Below are 17,744 nucleotides of genomic sequence, written 5' to 3'. Positions count from 1 at the left end.
ACGAACCGATTAGAGCAGTTGAGTTAATCGGGTTTTCGTGTCCCCATCGTCTAGAGGCCTAGGACACTGCCCTTTCACGGCTGTAACAGGGGTTCGAATCCCCTTGGGGACGCCAACCGATAATGAGTGAAAGACATTATCACCGGTTCTGCGCAACCGACAATAACGTAAAGATGACTTACGAGTCGTGTTTACGATATTTGCTCTTTAACAATCTGGAACAAGCTGAAAATTGAAACGAGCAATATTGGCTCACTACCAATATTGTGATTCTCTCAAGCTTTCACACCCGAGACATTTTCGGGTTGTGAGGTTAAGTGAATAAGCGTACACGGTGGATGCCTAGGCAGTCAGAGGCGATGAAGGGCGTGCTAATCTGCGAAAAGCGTCGGCAAGCTGATATGAAGCGTTATAACCGACGATACCCGAATGGGGAAACCCAGTGCAATTCGTTGCACTATCATGTCATGAATACATAGTGGCATGAGGCGAACCGGGGGAACTGAAACATCTCAGTACCCCGAGGAAAAGAAATCAACCGAGATTCCCCCAGTAGCGGCGAGCGAACGGGGAAGAGCCCAGAGTCTGAATCAGCTTGTGTGTCAGTGGAAGCGTCTGGAAAGTCGCACAGTAAAGGGTGATAGTCCCGTACACGAAGACGCACAGGTTGTGAGCTCGATGAGTAGGGCGGGACACGTGTTATCCTGTCTGAATATGGGGGGACCATCCTCCAAGGCTAAATACTCCTGACTGACCGATAGTGAACCAGTACCGTGAGGGAAAGGCGAAAAGAACCCCGGCGAGGGGAGTGAAACAGAACCTGAAACTGTGTACGTACAAGCAGTGGGAGCATCCTTCGGGGTGTGACTGCGTACCTTTTGTATAATGGGTCAGCGACTTATATTCTGTAGCAAGGTTAACCGCATAGGGGAGCCGCAGGGAAACCGAGTCTTAACTGGGCGTTAAGTTGCAGGGTATAGACCCGAAACCCGGTGATCTAGCCATGGGCAGGTTGAAGGTTGGGTAACACTAACTGGAGGACCGAACCGACTAATGTTGAAAAATTAGCGGATGACTTGTGGCTGGGGGTGAAAGGCCAATCAAACCGGGAGATAGCTGGTTCTCCCCGAAAGCTATTTAGGTAGCGCCTCGTGAATTCATCTTCGGGGGTAGAGCACTGTTTCGGCTAGGGGGTCATCCCGACTTACCAACCCGATGCAAACTACGAATACCGAAGAATGTTATCACGGGAGACACACGGCGGGTGCTAACGTTCGTCGTGAAGAGGGAAACAACCCAGACCGCCAGCTAAGGTCCCAAAGTCATGGTTAAGTGGGAAACGATGTGGGAAGGCATAGACAGCCAGGATGTTGGCTTAGAAGCAGCCATCATTTAAAGAAAGCGTAATAGCTCACTGGTCGAGTCGGCCTGCGCGGAAGATGTAACGGGGCTAAACCATGCACCGAAGCTGCGGCAGCGACACTTAGTGTTGTTGGGTAGGGGAGCGTTCTGTAAGCCGTTGAAGGTGAACTGTGAGGTTTGCTGAAGGTATCAGAAGTGCGAATGCTGACATAAGTAACGATAAAGCGGGTGAAAAGCCCGCTCGCCGGAAGACCAAGGGTTCCTGTCCAACGTTAATCGGGGCAGGGTGAGTCGACCCCTAAGGCGAGGCCGAAAGGCGTAGTCGATGGGAAACAGGTTAATATTCCTGTACTTGGTGTTACTGCGAAGGGGGGACGGAGAAGGCTATGTCATCCGGGCGACGGTTGTCCCGGTTTAAGCGTGTAGGTGGGTGACTTTGGTAAATCCGGGTTGCTATTAAACACTGAGGCGTGATGACGAGGTACTACGGTACTGAAGTGACAGATGCCCAGCTTCCAGGAAAAGCCTCTAAGCATCAGGTAACATTGGATCGTACCCCAAACCGACACAGGTGGTCAGGTAGAGAATACCAAGGCGCTTGAGAGAACTCGGGTGAAGGAACTAGGCAAAATGGTGCCGTAACTTCGGGAGAAGGCACGCTGTGCGAGGTGTAGGGACTTGCTCCTGAAGCTTTGCGCAGTCGCAGATACCAGCTGGCTGCAACTGTTTAATAAAAACACAGCACTGTGCAAACACGAAAGTGGACGTATACGGTGTGACGCCTGCCCGGTGCTGGAAGGTTAATTGATGGGGTTATCCGCAAGGAGAAGCTCTTGATCGAAGCCCCAGTAAACGGCGGCCGTAACTATAACGGTCCTAAGGTAGCGAAATTCCTTGTCGGGTAAGTTCCGACCTGCACGAATGGCGTAATGATGGCCAGGCTGTCTCCACCCGAGACTCAGTGAAATTGAACTCGCTGTGAAGATGCAGTGTACCCGCGGCAAGACGGAAAGACCCCGTGAACCTTTACTATAGCTTGACACTGAACCTTGAGCCTTGATGTGTAGGATAGGTGGGAGGCTTTGAAGTGTGGACGCCAGTCTGCATGGAGCCAACCTTGAAATACCACCCTTTAATGTTTGATGTTCTAACCTGGGTCCGTAATCCGGACTGGGGACAGTGTCTGGTGGGTAGTTTGACTGGGGCGGTCTCCTCCCAAAGAGTAACGGAGGAGCACGAAGGTTAGCTAATCCTGGTCGGACATCAGGAGGTTAGTGCAAAGGCATAAGCTAGCTTGACTGCGAGAGTGACGGCTCGAGCAGGTACGAAAGTAGGTCTTAGTGATCCGGTGGTTCTGAATGGAAGGGCCATCGCTCAACGGATAAAAGGTACTCCGGGGATAACAGGCTGATACCGCCCAAGAGTTCATATCGACGGCGGTGTTTGGCACCTCGATGTCGGCTCATCACATCCTGGGGCTGAAGTAGGTCCCAAGGGTATGGCTGTTCGCCATTTAAAGTGGTACGCGAGCTGGGTTTAGAACGTCGTGAGACAGTTCGGTCCCTATCTGCCGTGGGCGTTGGAGAATTGGGGGGGGTTGCTCCTAGTACGAGAGGACCGGAGTGAACGCACCACTGGTGTTCGGGTTGTCATGCCAATGGCATTGCCCGGTAGCTACGTGCGGAAGAGATAAGTGCTGAAAGCATCTAAGCACGAAACTTGCCCCGAGATGAGTTCTCCCTTGTCCCTAGAGGACGCTGAAAGGCCGTTGAAGACGACGACGTAGATAGGCTGGGTGTGTAAGTGCAGCGATGCATTGAGCTAACCAGTACTAATGACCTGTGAGGCTTAACCTTACAACGCCGAAGGTGTTTTGGTGTTGGTGTAGAGAATCAGAACTCGTGAAGTTCAGCTTGTAGACAGATTGGTCTTGCTGGTCCGTGAGGACGGGTAAGATAAAACAGAATATGCCTGGCGGCGATAGCGCGGTGGTCCCACCTGACCCCATGCCGAACTCAGAAGTGAAACGCCGTAGCGCCGATGGTAGTGTGGGGCTTCCCCATGTGAGAGTAGGGAACTGCCAGGCTTTAAATATAGCGAAGGGGCTGTCCGAGAGGACAGCCCTTTTTGCTGTGCGTGGAGAGCCTGTACACGATATTGTGTAATTGCCTGATTTTGATATAGCCAACCGACTTAAAAATGATTACAGCCAATGCACTGATATGTGGTAAAAAAATACAGCTAATTGTTATCAAAATAATGTCGCTTGGCTATACCACCGGCGATGGTCCGCTGGAACTGCGTACACCACGTGATCGTGATGGTTCCTTTGAACCGCAACTGGTGAAGAAGAAGCAGACCCGGCTCACAGGGATGGATAACCAGATTTTATCGTTGTATGCCAAAGGGATGACCACCCGCGAAATTGCCGCTGTGTTCAAAGAACTGTATGACGCGGATGTCTCACCCGCCCTGGTATCGAAGGTCACCGATGCCGTTATGGAGCAGGTTGTTGAATGGCAAAATCGCCCCCTGGATGTGGTTTATCCCATTGTTTACCTTGACTGTATCGTTCTGAAAGTCCGGCAGGACAGGCGCGTTATCAATAAGTCTGTGTTCCTGGCGCTGGGTATCAATATCGAAGGCCAGAAAGAGCTACTGGGGATGTGGCTGGCCGAAAATGAAGGCGCAAAGTTCTGGCTGAACGTGCTGACAGAACTGAAAAACCGTGGCCTGACCGACATCCTCATTGGCTGTGTGGACGGCCTGAAAGGGTTCCCGGATGCCATCAACACGGTCTACCCGGAAGCCCGCATCCAGTTGTGCATCGTGCACATGGTGCGCAACAGTCTGCGCTTCGTTGCCTGGAAGGACTATAAGGCGGTAACACGCGACCTCAAAGCAGTGTATCAGGCTCCAGCCGAAGAGGCCGCGCTTCAGGCGCTGGAGACGTTCGGTGGGACATGGGATCACCGCTATTCGCAGATAAGCCGGAGCTGGCAGTCAAACTGGGCCAACCTGTCGACATTCTTCTCGTACCCGCAGGAACTTCGCAAGGTAATCTACACGACGAACGCTATAGAATCACTGAACAGCGTGCTCCGGCATGCAATCAAGAAACGCAAGGTGTTCCCGACTGATGACTCGGTGAAGAAAGTCGTATGGCTGGCAATCCAGGCGGCATCACAGAAATGGACGATGTCCTTACAGGACTGGCGTATGGCAATGGGTCGCTTTATTATCGAGTTCGGTGACCGTCTTGACGGTCACTTCTGAGGAAAGGCATTTACACAAAATCTTAAACAGGCTCTGTTCTCCTTGGCTCCCCAGTTCTTCAGGCCAAAACACCGTTGACCTTTTGGGGAATAGCCGTGAGTCCGTGGGGTATCGTGTGGAAAACCACTTTCATCAATAAAAACAATAGGTTTACCTTCTTTTTCATACTGTTGTATTTTTTGTTGAAATGCTTGCCGGGCGCTTTCGTCGGCTTTCGGATGAGGTAGAGTTTTTTTTATAGGTGAATCCCAGCTTTTTAAGAGCGTGCCAAATGGCCTTCTGACAAACGCCAAAACGCTCTGCACGTTCTTTTTGGTAAGCATCTGGATATGGTTCAACATCTTTTATCAACTCGGATTTATTGAGCTTTCGCTGACGCGTGGTCGATGCTTTTGACGCTATTTGATTAATCCAACGCGATACAGAGGCAGGGCCAATCCGAAATTGCTTCGCTGTTTCCCGGATACTCAACCCTTCTTCTTCCCGTGTAGATATCACTTTACGTCTAAAATCAATTGAATAGCTCATTTAAATAATGTGATCAAAATTAAGTCGTTTAGCTATACTTAGGCATACTCTGTTACTCCAGTGTGTGTTTCATCCCCTTTCCTGCTCCCGTTCAGCGGCGACTGGCGTCTTGGGTTCGTGAAACAAAGGAAAGGGGTGTATTAATCTTTCTTGTTACGATTACGGGTTAACCTGATCTAACCAGCCCCATTTGTCTTCGGTTTCGCCGGTAAACAGGCCGAAGAACGCTTTTTGTAATTGTTTGGTGACTGGGCCACAACGACCAATGCCAACCTGAATACCGTCCACGCTGCGCACCGGGGTGATTTCCGCGGCAGTACCGGACATAAAGACTTCATCCGCCAGATAGAGCGACTCACGCGACAGCACCTGCTCACGCACTTCCAGCCCTAGGCTCTGCGCCAGTTTGATAATGGCGTCACGGGTGATACCCGGCAGCGCTGATGAGGTGAACGGCGGGGTGAACAACACGCCATCTTTCACTTCAAACAGGTTTTCACCTGCACCTTCAGACACATAACCATTGACGTCCAACGCAATCCCTTCCTGATAACCGTGGCGACGCGCTTCGCTGCCCACCAACAGGGAGGAAAGGTAGTTACCGCCCGCTTTTGCGGTGGTTGGAATGGTGTTGGCGGCCACACGGTTCCAAGAGGACACCATGGCATCAATCCCCTGAGCCAGTGCGTCTTCACCCAGATACGCCCCCCAGGGAAATGCGGCAATGATGACATCCGTGACGTAACTTTCCGGCGGATTCACGCCCATGCCAACGTCGCCAACGAACACCAGCGGACGAATGTAGGCACTTTTCAGATCATTTTTACGTAGCGTTGCGCGGCAGGCCTCCATTAGGTCATCCACGCTGCACTGCACCGGCATACGATAAATTTTAGCGGAGTCGTGCAGGCGGCGCATATGTTCACGGTGACGGAATACCACTGGGCCTTTATGGGAATCGTAACAGCGCACCCCTTCAAACACGGACGTACCATAATGCAGCGCATGGGACATCACGTGTACTTTAGCTTCCGCCCACGGCACCATCTCACCATTGAACCAAATATAATCAGCTTTGCTTGTCATTCTCTTTATCCTTTCTAATGCCTTCAGGCACGTATTTGTTGTGATGTGTGGGGTTGTATTTCAACACAAGCGAGGCTTTGTTGAATAATAGGTAATCATGCTGTTTTTCCATGCCAGTTTTGGTTGAAAATGCTCGGCATCAACGGCACCCAATCCTTTCAGCGTAACGACGGGGGAATGCCCGTCTCAGTAATGAACGCACACAGAGCAGGCACCGCCTGCGCCATACCCACACCGCCGCCATCATGGCACGCGCTTGTTCGATGGCCTGCTCGGGGAAATTCGGCTGGCTATCATCGACTGGCGTAAACTGCGGGGCAATCTCACTGGTGGCCAGCTGAATGTCTTTAGGGATATCCACCAGCAGCAGGCCGGGACGAGCGCTGCTGGCGATGGCGAAGGCTTCTGCCATAATCTCCGGCAGTGACTCCAGCACATCCGCCAACCCGGTGATCAGGTTAGTGGCACCGGGGCCTGAGGTGGCGATACACACGCCTACCTTGCCGGTCGCGCAGGCATAACCGAGCGCCGCCATGGCAGCGCCTTGTTCATGACGGCACAACAGGTGCTCAACGCCGCCGTCGTAGAGTGCATCGTAAACCGGCATGATCGCGCCACCCGGATAACCAAACACGGTATCGACACCTTGCGCCCGCAACGCTTGCACCACCCATTGAGCACCATTCATAGTTTATTTCCACGACGCTGCCGGGGAGAAACAGGATTTTATGCTGTAAGACATACTCCACTCCCTTCTGTAGTTTTTACCGGCCAACAAAAAAATCCGACCTTACGGTGCGGTTTTTTTTGAATTACGGCTTGATTTTTAAGCCATTCTTCGTCTCAGCGACGCCCCGCACGGTGGGTTAATAATCACCACCACGCTAATAATGACTAGGCTAATCACGAGGGAGAACGCTTTCATAAATGGTTTGTTCTGTCATCACAGTCGAACGAATACCTACAGATTTATCACAGACTTAGCGCCACTGACAATATTTTTTTCTACCACGCTACGAAAGCCGATGAAAAAATCTGCGTTAAATGCAAATTAATCATATAGTATAAACAATTATTCATATTGTGCTTTTTCTTCGAGCTTTCTCCGACGACGACGTAGATTCGTGCAAAGCTGCAAGTCAGCGCCCATTCCAGAGGAAACGTACTGCATGCCAATCACCTTTGTGCGAGCCGTTGCTGATAACGTTGTTTTTATACTGCCGCTTAGGCTCAGGATGGCGCACGCTGCCGGAATTGACAGGAGGGAGCGTTATAGCAAAGCGACTTAATTTTGATTACACCATATGGACTGAGAACAAAATCTCTGTATCGCAACCACTCTTCTCTTTTTTTTGCTTTTTGCTTGTGCCCATTTATGCTCAATGGGGTTAAGATCTGGCGAATATGTAGGCAAATACTCCACCATATACCCTGCATCGATGATGACTTGTTGAATATTATGTTTTTTGTGAAAAGTTGCATTGTCCATCACGATTACCCTGTTTTTAGGGAGTACTGGAATAAGGACTTGTGTGACCCAGGAATAGAAAACATCGCTGTTAATATTGATATCAAATAATCCGATAGCAAACAGCGTTGTGCCTGATAAAGCGCCGATAACATTTGTTCTTCCCTTGGCTCCCCAGTTCTTCAGGCCAAAACACCGTTGACCTTTTGGGGAATAGGAGCCTGTTTAAGATTTTGTGTAAATGCCTTTCCTCAGAAGTGACCGTCAAGGCGGTCACAGAACTCGATAATAAAGCGACTCATTGCCATCCGCCAGTCCTGTAAGGGCATCGTCCATTTCTGTGATGCCGCCTGGATTGCCAGCCATACGACTTTCTTCACCGAGTCATCAGTCGGGAACACCTTGCGTTTCTTGATTGCATGCCGGAGCACGCTGTTCAGTGATTCTATGGCGTTCGTCGTGTAGATTACCTTGCGAAGTTCCTGGGGGGACGAGAAGAATGTCGACAGGTTGGCCCAGTTTGACTGCCAGCTCCGGCTTATCTGCGGATAGTGGTGATCCCATGTCCCACCGAACGTCTCCAGCGCCTGAAGCGCGGCCTCTTCGGTTGGAGCCTGATACACTGCTTTGAGGTCGCGTGTTACCACCTTATAGTCTTTCCAGACAACGAAGCGCAGACTGTTGCGCACCATGTGCACGATGCACAACTGGATGCGGGCTTCCGGGTAGACCGTGTTGATGGCATCCGGGAACCCTTTCAGGCCGTCCACACAGGCAATGAGGATGTTGGTCAGGCCACGGTTTTTCAGTTCTGTCAGCACGTTCAGCCAGAACTTTGCGCCTTCATTTTCGGCCAGCCACATCCCCAGTAGCTCTTTCTGGCCTTCGATATTGATACCCAGTGCCAGGAACACAGACTTATTGATAACGCGGCTGTCCTGCCGGACTTTCAGAACGATACAGTCAAGGTAAACAATGGAATAAACCGCATCCAGGGGGCGATTTTGCCATTCAACAACCTGCTCCATAATGGCATCGGTGACCTTCGATACCAGGGCGGGTGAGACATCCGCGTCATACAGTTCTTTGAACGCAGCGGCAATTTCGCGGGTGGTCATCCCTTTGGCATACAACGATAAAATCTGGTTATCCATCCCGGAGATCCGGGTCTGGTTCTTCTTCATCAGCTGCGGTTCAAAGGAAGCATCACGATCGCGTGGTGTACGCAGTTCCAGCGGACCATCGCCGGTGGTAACACTCTTTGTGGAGTAGCCATTGCGCGTGTTATAGCCAACCGACTTAAAAATGATTACAGCCAATGCCCTGATATGTGGCAAAAAAATACAGCTAATTGTTATCAAAATAATGTCGCTTGGCTATATCAGGTTTCTGTTCGTCAGGTCATGGCTTTGCTCCACGCTTCCTTCAGACCCCACCTCGCGATGACGCCCTTGCACTTCGCTAGTCCTTCGCCACCATCAGGCTGTACAGGGGACTTTCACCCCCAAGCTGTCGGGCATGCCCGGCACACATAAAAAACGGGGCCACTGGCCCCGCGAGTGAAAAACTTAATCGTCGCTATCCGTGTATTCTTCCACCGCATCCATCTGCGGCTTACCGCCGGACAGCGTGTGGAAACGCTTCGGGCGACGAATACGTGCAACATATTTGGCCCAGGTTTTTTCCATGTCGGTGGATGCATCGCGTTCACCGCGGCACATAGCAACGAATTGAATCTCTTCCTCGGTCACCGGTTGGCGTTTACCCAAGTCAAGCTCATTCAGGGCATAGCCATAACGCTCCAGCATCTGGGCTTCTTTGATGGTGAAGTCACCGTGACGAGAGAAGCCGCGTGGATAGGATTTATTATCAAAAAAACGATTCGTTGTAGAGAAGCTTTCCGCCATCTTACACGCTCCTAATTCTTTTATGGTCGTGCTGTTTATGGCGCGGAGTATTAGATAGGCTTGACATTCTGTAAAACAAAACATTTAAATCATCACGACAAATTTTTTTGGAGATAGGCGTGGATACCGAATTACTGAAAACCTTCCTGGAAGTCAGCAGAACCCGGCATTTTGGGCGCGCCGCAGAATCGCTCTATCTGACCCAATCGGCGGTCAGCTTTCGTATTCGCCAATTAGAAAATCAACTTGGTGAAAATTTGTTCACTCGCCATCGCAATAATATTCGCCTGACACCGGCGGGCGAGCGGTTGTTGCCCTACGCAGAGAGTCTGATGGGCACTTGGCAACTGGCTAAAAAAGAGGTCGCGCGTTCGCAGCAGCACCAGTTGCTGTCGATTGGTGCGACGGCATCGCTGTGGGAAGCCTACCTGACACCTTGGCTACAAACGTTATATCAGCAGCGCCCGCTGCTTCAGCTTGAAGCGCGCATTGCACAACGTCACTCTCTGGTGCAACAGCTGCACGAGCGGCGTTTGGACCTGCTGATCACCACCGAGCAGCCCAAAATGGAAGAGTTAACCAGCCATTTGTTAGGAAACTTCTCTCTGGCGTTGTTCGCCACACAGGATGAGGAGCAGACCGAACGACCTTTTATCAAACTGGAATGGGGCGCGGATTTTCATCAACATGAAGGGCGATTATTGAGTAACGAACAGCTTCCTATCCTGACCACCACCTCAGCACACCTGACGCGCCAGCTGCTGCTGACCACCGGCGGTTGTGCCTTTCTGCCGCGCCATTGGGAAAAAACGTACCCATTGCTTTACATACAGCAAAATACGCCACCGGTGATCCGCCCGCTGTATGCCGTTTGGCTGCAAAACAGCGACCAGCAGGCGTTAATCCGTCAACTGCTTAAAAAAAACCTATTGCCGATATGTTGTGAGCCGCGTAGCGCCGTCAGGCGCGTTTAGCGACCAAAAATGTACTAAGCCCTTTCTGCAAGACGATAAAGGCAAACAGCAGGATGCCAATCACTATCTTGGTCCACCAAGAGCTGAGCGTGCCATCAAAGGTGATATAGGTTTGAATCAGACCTTGAATCAGCACCCCAAAGAAGGTGCCCAGTACCGTGCCGACGCCGCCGGTCAGGAGCATACCGCCAATCACCACTGCCGCAATCGCATCCAACTCCACGCCGCTCGCAGCTAGCGCGTAACCCGCGGAGGTATAGCTAAACGACTTAATTTTGATTACATTATTTAAATGAGCTATTCAATTGATTTTAGAGGTAAAGTGATATCTACACGGGAAGAAGAAGGGTTGAGTATCCGAGAAACAGCGAAGCAATTTCGGATTGGCCCTGCCTCTGTATCGCGTTGGATTAATCAAATAGCGTCAAAAGCATCGACCACGCGTCAGCGAAAGCTCAATAAATCCGAGTTGATAAAAGATGTTGAACCATATCCAGATACTTACCAAAAAGAACGTGCAGAGCGTTTTGGCGTTTGTCAGAAGGCCATTTGGCACGCTCTTAAGAAGCTGGGATTCACCTATAAAAAAAACTCTACCTCATCCGAAAGCCGACGAAAGCGCCCGGAAAGCATTTCAACAAAAAATACAACAGTATGAAAAAGAAGGCAAACCTATTGTTTTTATTGATGAAAGTGGTTTTCCACACGATACCCCACGGACTCACGGCTATTCCCCAAAAGGTCAACGGTGTTTTGGCCTGAAGAACTGGGGAGCCAAGGGAAGAACAAATGTTATCGGCGCTTTATTAGGCACAACGCGAGCCTGTTTAAGATTTTGTGTAAATGCCTTTCCTCAGAAGTGACCGTCAAGGCGGTCACCGAACTCGATAATAAAGCGACTCATTGCCATACGCCAGTCCTGTAAGGGCATCGTCCATTTCTGTGATGCTGCCTGGATTGCCAGCCATACGACCTTCTTCACCGAGTCATCAGTCGGGAACACCTTGCGTTTCTTGATTGCATGCCGGAGCACGCTGTTCAGTGATTCTATAGCGTTCGTCGTGTAGATTACCTTGCGAAGTTCCTGCGGGTACGAGAAGAATGTCGACAGGTTGGCCCAGTTTGACTGCCAGCTCCGGCTTATCTGCGGATAGCGGTGATCCCATGTCCCACCGAACGTCTCCAGCGCCTGAAGCGCGGCCTCTTCGGTTGGAGCCTGATACACTGCTTTGAGGTCGCGTGTTACCGCCTTATAGTCCTTCCAGGCAACGAAGCGCAGACTGTTGCGCACCATGTGCACGATGCACAACTGGATGCGGGCTTCCGGGTAGACCGTGTTGATGGCATCCGGGAACCCTTTCAGGCCATCCACACAGGCAATAAGGATGTCGGTCAGGGCACGGTTTTTCAGTTCTGTCAGCACGTTCAGCCAGAACTTTGCGCCTTCATTTTCGGCCAGCCACATCCCCAGTAGCTCTTTCTGGCCTTCGATATTGATACCCAGCGCCAGGAACACAGACTTATTGATAACGCGGCTGTCCTGCCAGACTTTCAGAACGATACAGTCAAGATAAACAATGGGATAAACCGCATCCAAGGGACGATTTTGCCATTCAACAACCTGCTCCATAACGGCATCGGTGACCTTCGATATAGCCAACCGACTTAAAAATGATTACACCCAATGCCCTGATATGTGGGAAAAAATACAGCTAATTGTTATCAAAATAATGTCGCTTGGCTATACAGAGATTTTGTTCTCAGTCCATATGGTGTAATCAAAATTAAGTCGTTTAATTATGGTACGCGCGGGGGTGAGTGAAGATCTGGTGCGTATCTCCGTCGGGATTGAGCACATTGACGATATTATTGCGGATGTGTAGCAGGCGCTTGAGGCTTCACAGCGTGGAGCATAACAGGGCGTTGCAGAAAGGGGGGGGAGCAGGGATGCTCGATAAATTCCCCGGCGGATGCCGGGGAATATAGGCAGGCAACTGCGGCAATCAGGAGCGGTTGACATCCGTTTGCGGTGCAGTTGTTTCAACCGGCTGCTGAACTTCATCCGGTACGGCAACCGGCGCGTCTTGCGGTGCCAGTGTTTCTAAAGGTTGTGCAGGTTCCTGCGCACCGTTGATCTTGTTCGGCATGCCGGAACGCGTTCTGATGGCGCTATCCACATCGCTGGTGTTCACGCTCGCGTCAGCAATCACTTTGCTAACTTTGGTGGTGATGCTGATCGGGGCCGGCGAGTCGGAGTGGAACTCTTCTACGGTACGAGACAGCGGATCGTGCACTTCAACGTACCGGGAACCGTCTGGCTCAACGGTGGCTTTTACCGGCTCATTGATAAACTGAACGCGGGTGCCAACTGGCACGTTGTTGAACAGGAATTTGATGTCGTCAGCGCGCAGACGCACGCAACCGTGGCTCACTCGCAGACCGATACCGAAGTTGGCGTTGGTGCCATGAATCGCATACAAGTTGCCGATGTAGAGCGCATACAGCCCCATCGGGTTATCCGGACCTGCCGGATAGACTTTTGGCAGATATTCGCCGCGTGCTGCATATTCAGCGTGCATTTTGGCGGTTGGCGTCCAGGTTGGACCCGCTTTTTTACGCTGTACGCTGGTGGTCCAGCTGAGCGGCGTATCTTTACCCAGTTCACCGATGCCGATAGGCAATACGATGACAGTTTTGCTGCCTTTCGGGTAGTAGTACAGGCGCATTTCGGCGCTGTTGATAACGATGCCTTCGCGCGGCGCATCTGGCAGGATCAACTGCTGCGGAATAATCATTTTGCTGCCCGGTTGCGGCAGGTAGACATCCGCATTCGGGTTCGCTTCCATCAGGTTGCTCAGGCCCATTTGGTATTGGGCAGCAAAGGCTTCCAACGGCAGCGTGCTGTCGGTTGGAACGTTAATTTCCAGGTTTTCCCCGATCAGACGGCTGTTGGCCGGCGGCAGCGGATAAACAACGGCAAATGCTGATTGACTGAAAGCAGCAGCGGCCAGAAGGGTGGTTAAGATCGCGCGAATACTCATCTTCATATCTTTATTGAGTGTGTGATGCCCGAAGGGCTGTGATGTCAGTTGTTGTTAGCGGTTGAACCGCCCGGATGCGCATTATATGGTCAGAACGCCCCCGGAGGGAAATGGCATGTGCAATGAATCACATTTTTTGCCTCTGGGAGGCAAAAAATGGGGGAATGGCGGTCATTGAGATCTTCGTGATGTCACTCCCGCCTTTTTTTGTCATTCCCGCGCAGACGGGAATCTCCTGCAGGCGAAACACATTCTTTCTGCCTGAGGGTCGAGGACGACAGGCGTTAGATAAAGCGGCTCAGGAAGGCCTGGGTGCGCGGATGTTGCGGTGTAACCAGCACATCATCCGGGCGACCTTGCTCAACCACTACGCCTTCATCAAGAAAGATCACCCGATCGGCTGCTTTGCGGGCAAAACTGATCTCATGGGTGACGACGATAATGGTCAAGCCTTGCTCTGCCAGCGATCGCATCGTTGCCAGCACTTCTCCGATCAGCCCGGGATCGAGTGCCGAGGTGGGTTCGTCAAACAGCATCACGGTGGGGCGAATAGCCAGCGCACGCGCAATGGCGACACGCTGCTGCTGCCCACCGGACAGATGGCGCGGATAGGCATCCGCTTTGTGTTCCAGCCCAACGCGTTTTAGCAGGGCCATAGCATAGGTCTGTGCTTCCTGGCGATCCTGCTTATGCACACCGGCCGGCGCTTCAACGATGTTCTGCAACACGGTCATATGGGGATAGAGGTTGAACTGTTGGAACACCATGCCGATGTGACTACGTTGGCGGGCAATGTCGCTTGGCTATATTTGTGGACGTTGCGCGCGCGTACCAGCGGCGTTTGCTCACGGGATGTTGTCGCTGCGCAATGCGGCTTGCTCATTGAGGTTCCTCTTTGCCAGACACATTGGCTTTTGCCGGGGGCAATCGGCGGGTTTCCGATGCTGGGAGGCGCTCACCTCGGGAGTAATAGCGTTCGATGGCCGATTGCCCAATATTCAGCAGCGAGGTAATAAACAGATATAGCCAACCGACTTAAAAATGATTACAGCCAATGCCCTGATATGTGGAAAAAAATACAGCTAATTGTTATCAAAATAATGTCGCTTGGCTATACCACATCACCGCCACCATCACAACATCGGGATCACAGCAAAGGTACTGTTATAAATGGCTTGTACCGAATAAAGCAGATCGCCCATTGCGATGACGCTGACCAGCGACGTCGCTTTGATCATGCTAATTAACTGGTACCGGTAGGGGGAACGATAGCGCGCATCGCCTGCGGAATGATGATGCGGCGTAACGCACGGCTGCGGCTCATGCCGAATGCCTGCGCGGTTTCTACCTGACAGTGATCGACATAAAGCAGGACGCCACGAATGATTTCCGCCATATAGGCAGCTTCATTCAGTGCCAGACCGGCAATAGCGGCCGTAAGCGTCGTGATTATAGCTAAACGACTTAATTCTGATTACATTATTTAAATGAGCTATTCAATTGATTTTAGAGGTAAAGTGATATCTACACGGGAAGAAGAAGGGTTGAGTATCCGAGAAACAGCGAAGCAATTTCGGATTGGCCCTGCCTCTGTATCGCGTTGGATTAATCAAATAGCGTCAAAAGCATCGACCACGCGTCAGCGAAAGAGCGATAAATCCGAGTTGATAAAAGATGTTGAACCATATCCAGATGCTTACCAAAAAGAACGTGCAGAGCGTTTTGGTGTTTGTCAGAAGGCCATTTGGCACGCTCTTAAAAAGCTGGGATTGACCTATAAAAAAACTCTATGTCATCCGAAAGCCGACGAAAGCGCCCGGCAAGCATTTCAAAAAAAACAACAGTATGAAAAAGAAGGTAAACCTATTGTTTTTATTGATGAAATTGGTTTTCCACACGATACCCCATGGACTCACGGCTATTCCCAAAAAGATCAACGGTGTTTTGGCCTGAAGAACTGGGGAGCCAAAGGAAGAACAAATGTTATCGGCGCGTTATTAGGCACAACGCTGTTTGCTATCGGATTATTTGATATCAATATTAACAGCGATGTTTTCTATTCCTGGGTCACACAAGTCCTTATCCCAGTACTCCCTAAAAACAGTGTAATCGTGATGGACAATGCAACTTTTCACAAAAAACATAATATTCAACAAGTCATCATCGATGCAGGGTACATGCTGGAGTATTTGCCTACATATTCGCCAGATCTTAACCCCATTGAGCATAAATGGGCACAAGCAAAAAGCAAAAAAAGAGAGGTGGTTGCGATACAGAGATTTTGTTCTCAGTCCATATGGTGTAATCAAAATTAAGTCGCTTGGCTATACACCCCTGATTCCCCCAGTAACCCGAAACCCGGCATCTATTATCTGCGCCATGTGGGATTCCTGGGTGCACAGCCGCCCGCTATCAAGGGCCTCAAAACCGCCTCATTTGCCAAGGCAGAAGAGGGCGTGGTCGAATTTGCCGACTGGGGGTTGACCACCAGTGCGTCAATGTTCGCCCGACTGCGTGACTTCTTTATCGAGAAATTTGGTCGTGAAGCTGCCGACGAGGTCATCCCCGGCTGGCAAATCGACGCACTGCGGGACGCTGCCCAGATTGAGTCTGCATCACGCCCCGCGTTTACCGAATTTTCCACTGCTGCTCCGGCAGCGATCCTTCCACCCAACACTGAGGACAACACCGTGGATGAGAAAGAAACCCTGCGCCTGGCGCAGGAGAACGCTGAACTGAAGCGTCAACTTGAGGCACGTCGTCAGGCCGACAGTCAGGCCCAACAACGTCAGCGCCATGAAATGAATGCCGCCTTTGCCGATGGTCTGGTCAGCGAAGGGCGTCTGACTCCTGCCGCCAAAAATGTGGTGGTGGCGCTGCTGGATGCGGTTGAACGTGGCGACCAGCCAGTGGCCTTCAGCGAAGGTAGTCTCACCCAGCCACTGGGCGAGGCGTTCCGAAACGTGCTGAAAACCTCCCCGCTGCTGGTCAGTTTCAGCGAGGTGGCGACCAAGGTACGCGGTAACCCGTTGGGGCAGTCGGTGGAGTTTGCCGATGCCGATCCCGTCAAACTGGCCCTGCACCAGAAAGCGCAGGCCCTGGCGACGTCTGAAAACATTAGCTATGAAGCGGCGGTCAAGCGCTGCCTGTAAGGAGAAAGTATGTCTGATTATCTCAAGGGGAAGCGCGTCGTTGACCCGGTACTGACCACCGTGGGGCGCGGTTACAGGAACGCGTCCTTTATCGGCGAGCAGTTGTTCCCAGTGGTCCATATGGAAAAGGAAGGGGCGAAAGTGCCGACCTTTGGTAAAGGGGTGTTCGCGGTGTATGAAACCCAGCGCGCCGTGGGGGCCGACAGCAATATCATGATCCGCGAAAAGCAGGACGCGATGGATATCGTGCTGGATGAACATGATTTGGCCGCTCCCGTAGATTACCGGGAACGGGCGGAGTCGATGTTCAACGAGGAAGCCAAGGCCGCACGCCGCGCCACCAATGGCATTGAGCTGCGCCGTGAGGTGTATGCCGCCGAATTGGCGCAGAGCATCAATATCTACCCGGCGGATGCCGTCAAAAAACTCACCGCCGCTACCGGTTGGGGAGCCAGGGACAGCAACCCCCTCAAGGATATTGAAGGTGGCATGGAAGTTGTTCGCCAGAACATCGGCCTGCGTCCGAACGTGATCACCCTTGGTGCATCCGTGATGGCCCTGCTGCGGTTCCACCCGGCGCTGCAGGCTGCCATCGGTGCCAATGAGCGCAAGCGCATCACCGAGGAGATCCTCAAGGACCTGTTCCAGGTGGACAAGGTGCTGGTCGGCGCGCCACGGGCGATCGCCGAGGACGGCAAAAAGGTCTCCGACCTGTGGAAGGACAACGTGATGCTGCATTACGTGTCCGGGCCACAGACCAGCGGCGACAGCGCCGATGAACACGAGCCGTCGTTCGGTTACACCTTCCGCCGTCAGGGTATGCCGATGGTCGACAAGTTCGACAGTGTCGGCGGCAAGGTGGTGAACGTGCGTTACACCGATATCTACAAGGTGGCAGTGGTAGGCAGTGATGCCGGTTATCTTATCACCAACGTAAAAGGAGCCTGAGT

At 51.7% G+C, this 17,744-nt stretch carries 15 protein-coding genes, 1 tRNA gene, 2 rRNA genes and 8 pseudogenes; 13 read left to right on the top strand and 13 right to left on the bottom strand.

Annotation, left to right across the window (positions count from 1 at the left end; translation table 11 throughout):
* The first annotated feature begins 39 nt into the window (after nt 1-39).
* From ACD630_RS04260 to ACD630_RS04245, 4 genes and pseudogenes are all read left to right on the top strand, one after another.
* A tRNA-Glu gene (locus tag ACD630_RS04260) sits at nt 40-115 on the top strand.
* A gap of 196 nt (nt 116-311) precedes the next feature.
* Nucleotides 312-3,218 (top strand): 23S ribosomal RNA (locus ACD630_RS04255).
* 114 nt (nt 3,219-3,332) lie between these two features.
* Nucleotides 3,333-3,448: ribosomal RNA gene (rrf, locus tag ACD630_RS04250) — 5S ribosomal RNA — on the top strand.
* A 191-nt stretch (nt 3,449-3,639) separates the two neighbouring features.
* Nucleotides 3,640-4,638, top strand: a pseudogene (locus tag ACD630_RS04245) (IS256 family transposase); the annotation flags it as partial.
* A 162-nt stretch (nt 4,639-4,800) separates the two neighbouring features.
* Here ACD630_RS04245 and ACD630_RS04240 read toward each other — a convergent pair.
* The 7 genes and pseudogenes from ACD630_RS04240 to ACD630_RS04210 all read right to left on the bottom strand — a co-directional run.
* A complete protein-coding gene (locus ACD630_RS04240) occupies nt 4,801-5,166 on the bottom strand; it encodes an IS630 transposase-related protein (RefSeq protein WP_430358222.1) in 366 nt (121 codons plus the stop codon).
* Nucleotides 5,167-5,325: 159 nt separating this feature from the next.
* Complete coding sequence (locus tag ACD630_RS04235) at nt 5,326-6,252, bottom strand: branched-chain amino acid transaminase (RefSeq protein WP_430358221.1); 927 nt, start codon at nt 6,250-6,252, stop codon at nt 5,326-5,328.
* Nucleotides 6,236-6,364, bottom strand: coding sequence for a hypothetical protein (locus tag ACD630_RS04230; protein ID WP_430360129.1), 129 nt, complete (start codon nt 6,362-6,364; stop codon nt 6,236-6,238). Before ACD630_RS04230 ends, ACD630_RS04235 begins: the two co-directional genes overlap by 17 nt.
* A 17-nt stretch (nt 6,365-6,381) precedes the next feature.
* Nucleotides 6,382-6,940 (bottom strand): annotated as a pseudogene (locus ACD630_RS04225) (thiamine pyrophosphate-binding protein); the annotation flags it as partial.
* 138 nt (nt 6,941-7,078) lie between these two features.
* Nucleotides 7,079-7,177 (bottom strand): IlvGEDA operon leader peptide, encoded by a 99-nt coding sequence (locus ACD630_RS04220; protein ID WP_195314403.1) that lies wholly within the window; start codon nt 7,175-7,177, stop codon nt 7,079-7,081.
* A gap of 360 nt (nt 7,178-7,537) precedes the next feature.
* Nucleotides 7,538-7,906: a transposase gene (locus ACD630_RS04215; protein WP_430359887.1), complete on the bottom strand. Its 369-nt coding sequence runs from the start codon at nt 7,904-7,906 to the stop codon at nt 7,538-7,540.
* A gap of 65 nt (nt 7,907-7,971) precedes the next feature.
* Nucleotides 7,972-9,012: pseudogene (locus tag ACD630_RS04210) on the bottom strand (IS256 family transposase); the annotation flags it as partial.
* Between the two features lie 13 nt (nt 9,013-9,025).
* Here ACD630_RS04210 and ACD630_RS04205 point away from each other — a divergent pair.
* The gene (locus tag ACD630_RS04205) at nt 9,026-9,166 is read left to right on the top strand and encodes a hypothetical protein (RefSeq protein ID WP_430358220.1); all 141 of its coding nucleotides are present in this window, start codon (nt 9,026-9,028) and stop codon (nt 9,164-9,166) included.
* Between the two features lie 122 nt (nt 9,167-9,288).
* Here ACD630_RS04205 and ACD630_RS04200 read toward each other — a convergent pair whose 3' ends face one another.
* Entirely contained in the window at nt 9,289-9,627 is a 339-nt protein-coding gene (locus ACD630_RS04200; protein WP_196908179.1) for a DUF413 domain-containing protein, read from the bottom strand.
* 119 nt (nt 9,628-9,746) lie between these two features.
* Here ACD630_RS04200 and hdfR point away from each other — a divergent pair, with 119 nt between their 5' ends.
* Nucleotides 9,747-10,601 carry an HTH-type transcriptional regulator HdfR gene (gene hdfR / locus ACD630_RS04195; protein WP_430358219.1) on the top strand — a complete coding sequence of 285 codons (855 nt, stop codon included), beginning with the start codon at nt 9,747-9,749 and terminating at the stop codon, nt 10,599-10,601.
* On the opposite strand, the pseudogene ACD630_RS04190 reads toward hdfR, so the two are convergent.
* Nucleotides 10,588-10,860: pseudogene (locus ACD630_RS04190) on the bottom strand (ABC transporter permease subunit); the annotation flags it as partial. The gene hdfR and the pseudogene ACD630_RS04190 overlap by 14 nt on opposite strands.
* Nucleotides 10,861-10,893: 33 nt before the next feature.
* On the opposite strand from ACD630_RS04190, the gene ACD630_RS04185 reads away from it, so the two are divergent.
* Both ACD630_RS04185 and ACD630_RS04180 read left to right on the top strand, forming a co-directional pair.
* The gene (locus ACD630_RS04185) at nt 10,894-11,259 is read left to right on the top strand and encodes an IS630 transposase-related protein (RefSeq protein ID WP_430358218.1); all 366 of its coding nucleotides are present in this window, start codon (nt 10,894-10,896) and stop codon (nt 11,257-11,259) included.
* Complete coding sequence (locus tag ACD630_RS04180; protein ID WP_430359886.1) at nt 11,183-11,464, top strand: transposase; 282 nt, start codon at nt 11,183-11,185, stop codon at nt 11,462-11,464. Before ACD630_RS04185 ends, ACD630_RS04180 begins: the two co-directional genes overlap by 77 nt.
* On the opposite strand, the pseudogene ACD630_RS04175 reads toward ACD630_RS04180, so the two are convergent.
* Nucleotides 11,455-12,258: pseudogene (locus ACD630_RS04175) on the bottom strand (IS256 family transposase); the annotation flags it as partial. The gene ACD630_RS04180 and the pseudogene ACD630_RS04175 overlap by 10 nt on opposite strands.
* On the opposite strand from ACD630_RS04175, the gene ACD630_RS04170 reads away from it, so the two are divergent.
* Nucleotides 12,242-12,379: a hypothetical protein gene (locus tag ACD630_RS04170; protein ID WP_430358217.1), complete on the top strand. Its 138-nt coding sequence runs from the start codon at nt 12,242-12,244 to the stop codon at nt 12,377-12,379. The pseudogene ACD630_RS04175 and the gene ACD630_RS04170 sit on opposite strands and share 17 nt — an antisense overlap.
* A 21-nt stretch (nt 12,380-12,400) precedes the next feature.
* A pseudogene (locus ACD630_RS04165) lies at nt 12,401-12,484 on the top strand (PLP-dependent transferase); the annotation flags it as partial.
* A gap of 120 nt (nt 12,485-12,604) precedes the next feature.
* Here ACD630_RS04165 and ACD630_RS04160 read toward each other — a convergent pair.
* The 3 genes and pseudogenes from ACD630_RS04160 to ACD630_RS04150 form a co-directional block, all read right to left on the bottom strand.
* Nucleotides 12,605-13,642, bottom strand: a complete 1,038-nt coding sequence (locus tag ACD630_RS04160) for a L,D-transpeptidase family protein (RefSeq protein WP_430359885.1) — start codon at nt 13,640-13,642, stop codon at nt 12,605-12,607.
* A gap of 284 nt (nt 13,643-13,926) precedes the next feature.
* Nucleotides 13,927-14,436, bottom strand: a pseudogene (locus tag ACD630_RS04155) (amino acid ABC transporter ATP-binding protein); the annotation flags it as partial.
* An 85-nt stretch (nt 14,437-14,521) separates the two neighbouring features.
* Nucleotides 14,522-15,095: pseudogene (locus tag ACD630_RS04150) on the bottom strand (ABC transporter permease subunit); the annotation flags it as partial.
* Between the two features lie 34 nt (nt 15,096-15,129).
* Here ACD630_RS04150 and ACD630_RS04145 point away from each other — a divergent pair.
* The 3 genes from ACD630_RS04145 to ACD630_RS04135 all read left to right on the top strand — a co-directional run bounded on the left by ACD630_RS04145 (nt 15,130) and on the right by ACD630_RS04135 (nt 17,742).
* Entirely contained in the window at nt 15,130-15,957 is an 828-nt protein-coding gene (locus ACD630_RS04145; RefSeq protein WP_430358216.1) for an IS630 family transposase, read from the top strand.
* Nucleotides 15,958-16,023: 66 nt separating this feature from the next.
* Nucleotides 16,024-16,794, top strand: a complete 771-nt coding sequence (locus ACD630_RS04140) for a hypothetical protein (protein ID WP_430358215.1) — start codon at nt 16,024-16,026, stop codon at nt 16,792-16,794.
* 9 nt (nt 16,795-16,803) lie between these two features.
* Nucleotides 16,804-17,742, top strand: coding sequence for a hypothetical protein (locus ACD630_RS04135; RefSeq protein WP_430358214.1), 939 nt, complete (start codon nt 16,804-16,806; stop codon nt 17,740-17,742).
* Nucleotides 17,743-17,744: the final 2 nt, after the last annotated feature.

The organism is Symbiopectobacterium sp. RP, from assembly GCF_050472005.1.
Taxonomy (GTDB): Bacteria; Pseudomonadota; Gammaproteobacteria; order Enterobacterales; family Enterobacteriaceae; genus Symbiopectobacterium.
The sequence above is the reverse complement of the archived record's forward strand: the minus strand, read 5'-3'. Positions and strand labels throughout refer to the sequence as shown.

What these genes read in the sequence shown, in the direction of transcription:
- ACD630_RS04240 (WP_430358222.1), bottom strand. Translation starts at nt 5,166, where the DNA reads ATGAGCTATTCAATTGATTTTAGACGTAAAGTGATATCTACACGGGAA.
- ACD630_RS04235 (WP_430358221.1), bottom strand. Translation starts at nt 6,252, where the DNA reads ATGACAAGCAAAGCTGATTATATTTGGTTCAATGGTGAGATGGTGCCG.
- ACD630_RS04230 (WP_430360129.1), bottom strand. Translation starts at nt 6,364, where the DNA reads ATGGAAAAACAGCATGATTACCTATTATTCAACAAAGCCTCGCTTGTG.
- ACD630_RS04220 (WP_195314403.1), bottom strand. Translation starts at nt 7,177, where the DNA reads ATGAAAGCGTTCTCCCTCGTGATTAGCCTAGTCATTATTAGCGTGGTG.
- ACD630_RS04205 (WP_430358220.1), top strand. Translation starts at nt 9,026, where the DNA reads ATGATTACAGCCAATGCCCTGATATGTGGCAAAAAAATACAGCTAATT.
- ACD630_RS04200 (WP_196908179.1), bottom strand. Translation starts at nt 9,627, where the DNA reads ATGGCGGAAAGCTTCTCTACAACGAATCGTTTTTTTGATAATAAATCC.
- ACD630_RS04185 (WP_430358218.1), top strand. Translation starts at nt 10,894, where the DNA reads ATGAGCTATTCAATTGATTTTAGAGGTAAAGTGATATCTACACGGGAA.
- ACD630_RS04160 (WP_430359885.1), bottom strand. Translation starts at nt 13,642, where the DNA reads ATGAGTATTCGCGCGATCTTAACCACCCTTCTGGCCGCTGCTGCTTTC.
- ACD630_RS04145 (WP_430358216.1), top strand. Translation starts at nt 15,130, where the DNA reads ATGAGCTATTCAATTGATTTTAGAGGTAAAGTGATATCTACACGGGAA.
- ACD630_RS04135 (WP_430358214.1), top strand. Translation starts at nt 16,804, where the DNA reads ATGTCTGATTATCTCAAGGGGAAGCGCGTCGTTGACCCGGTACTGACC.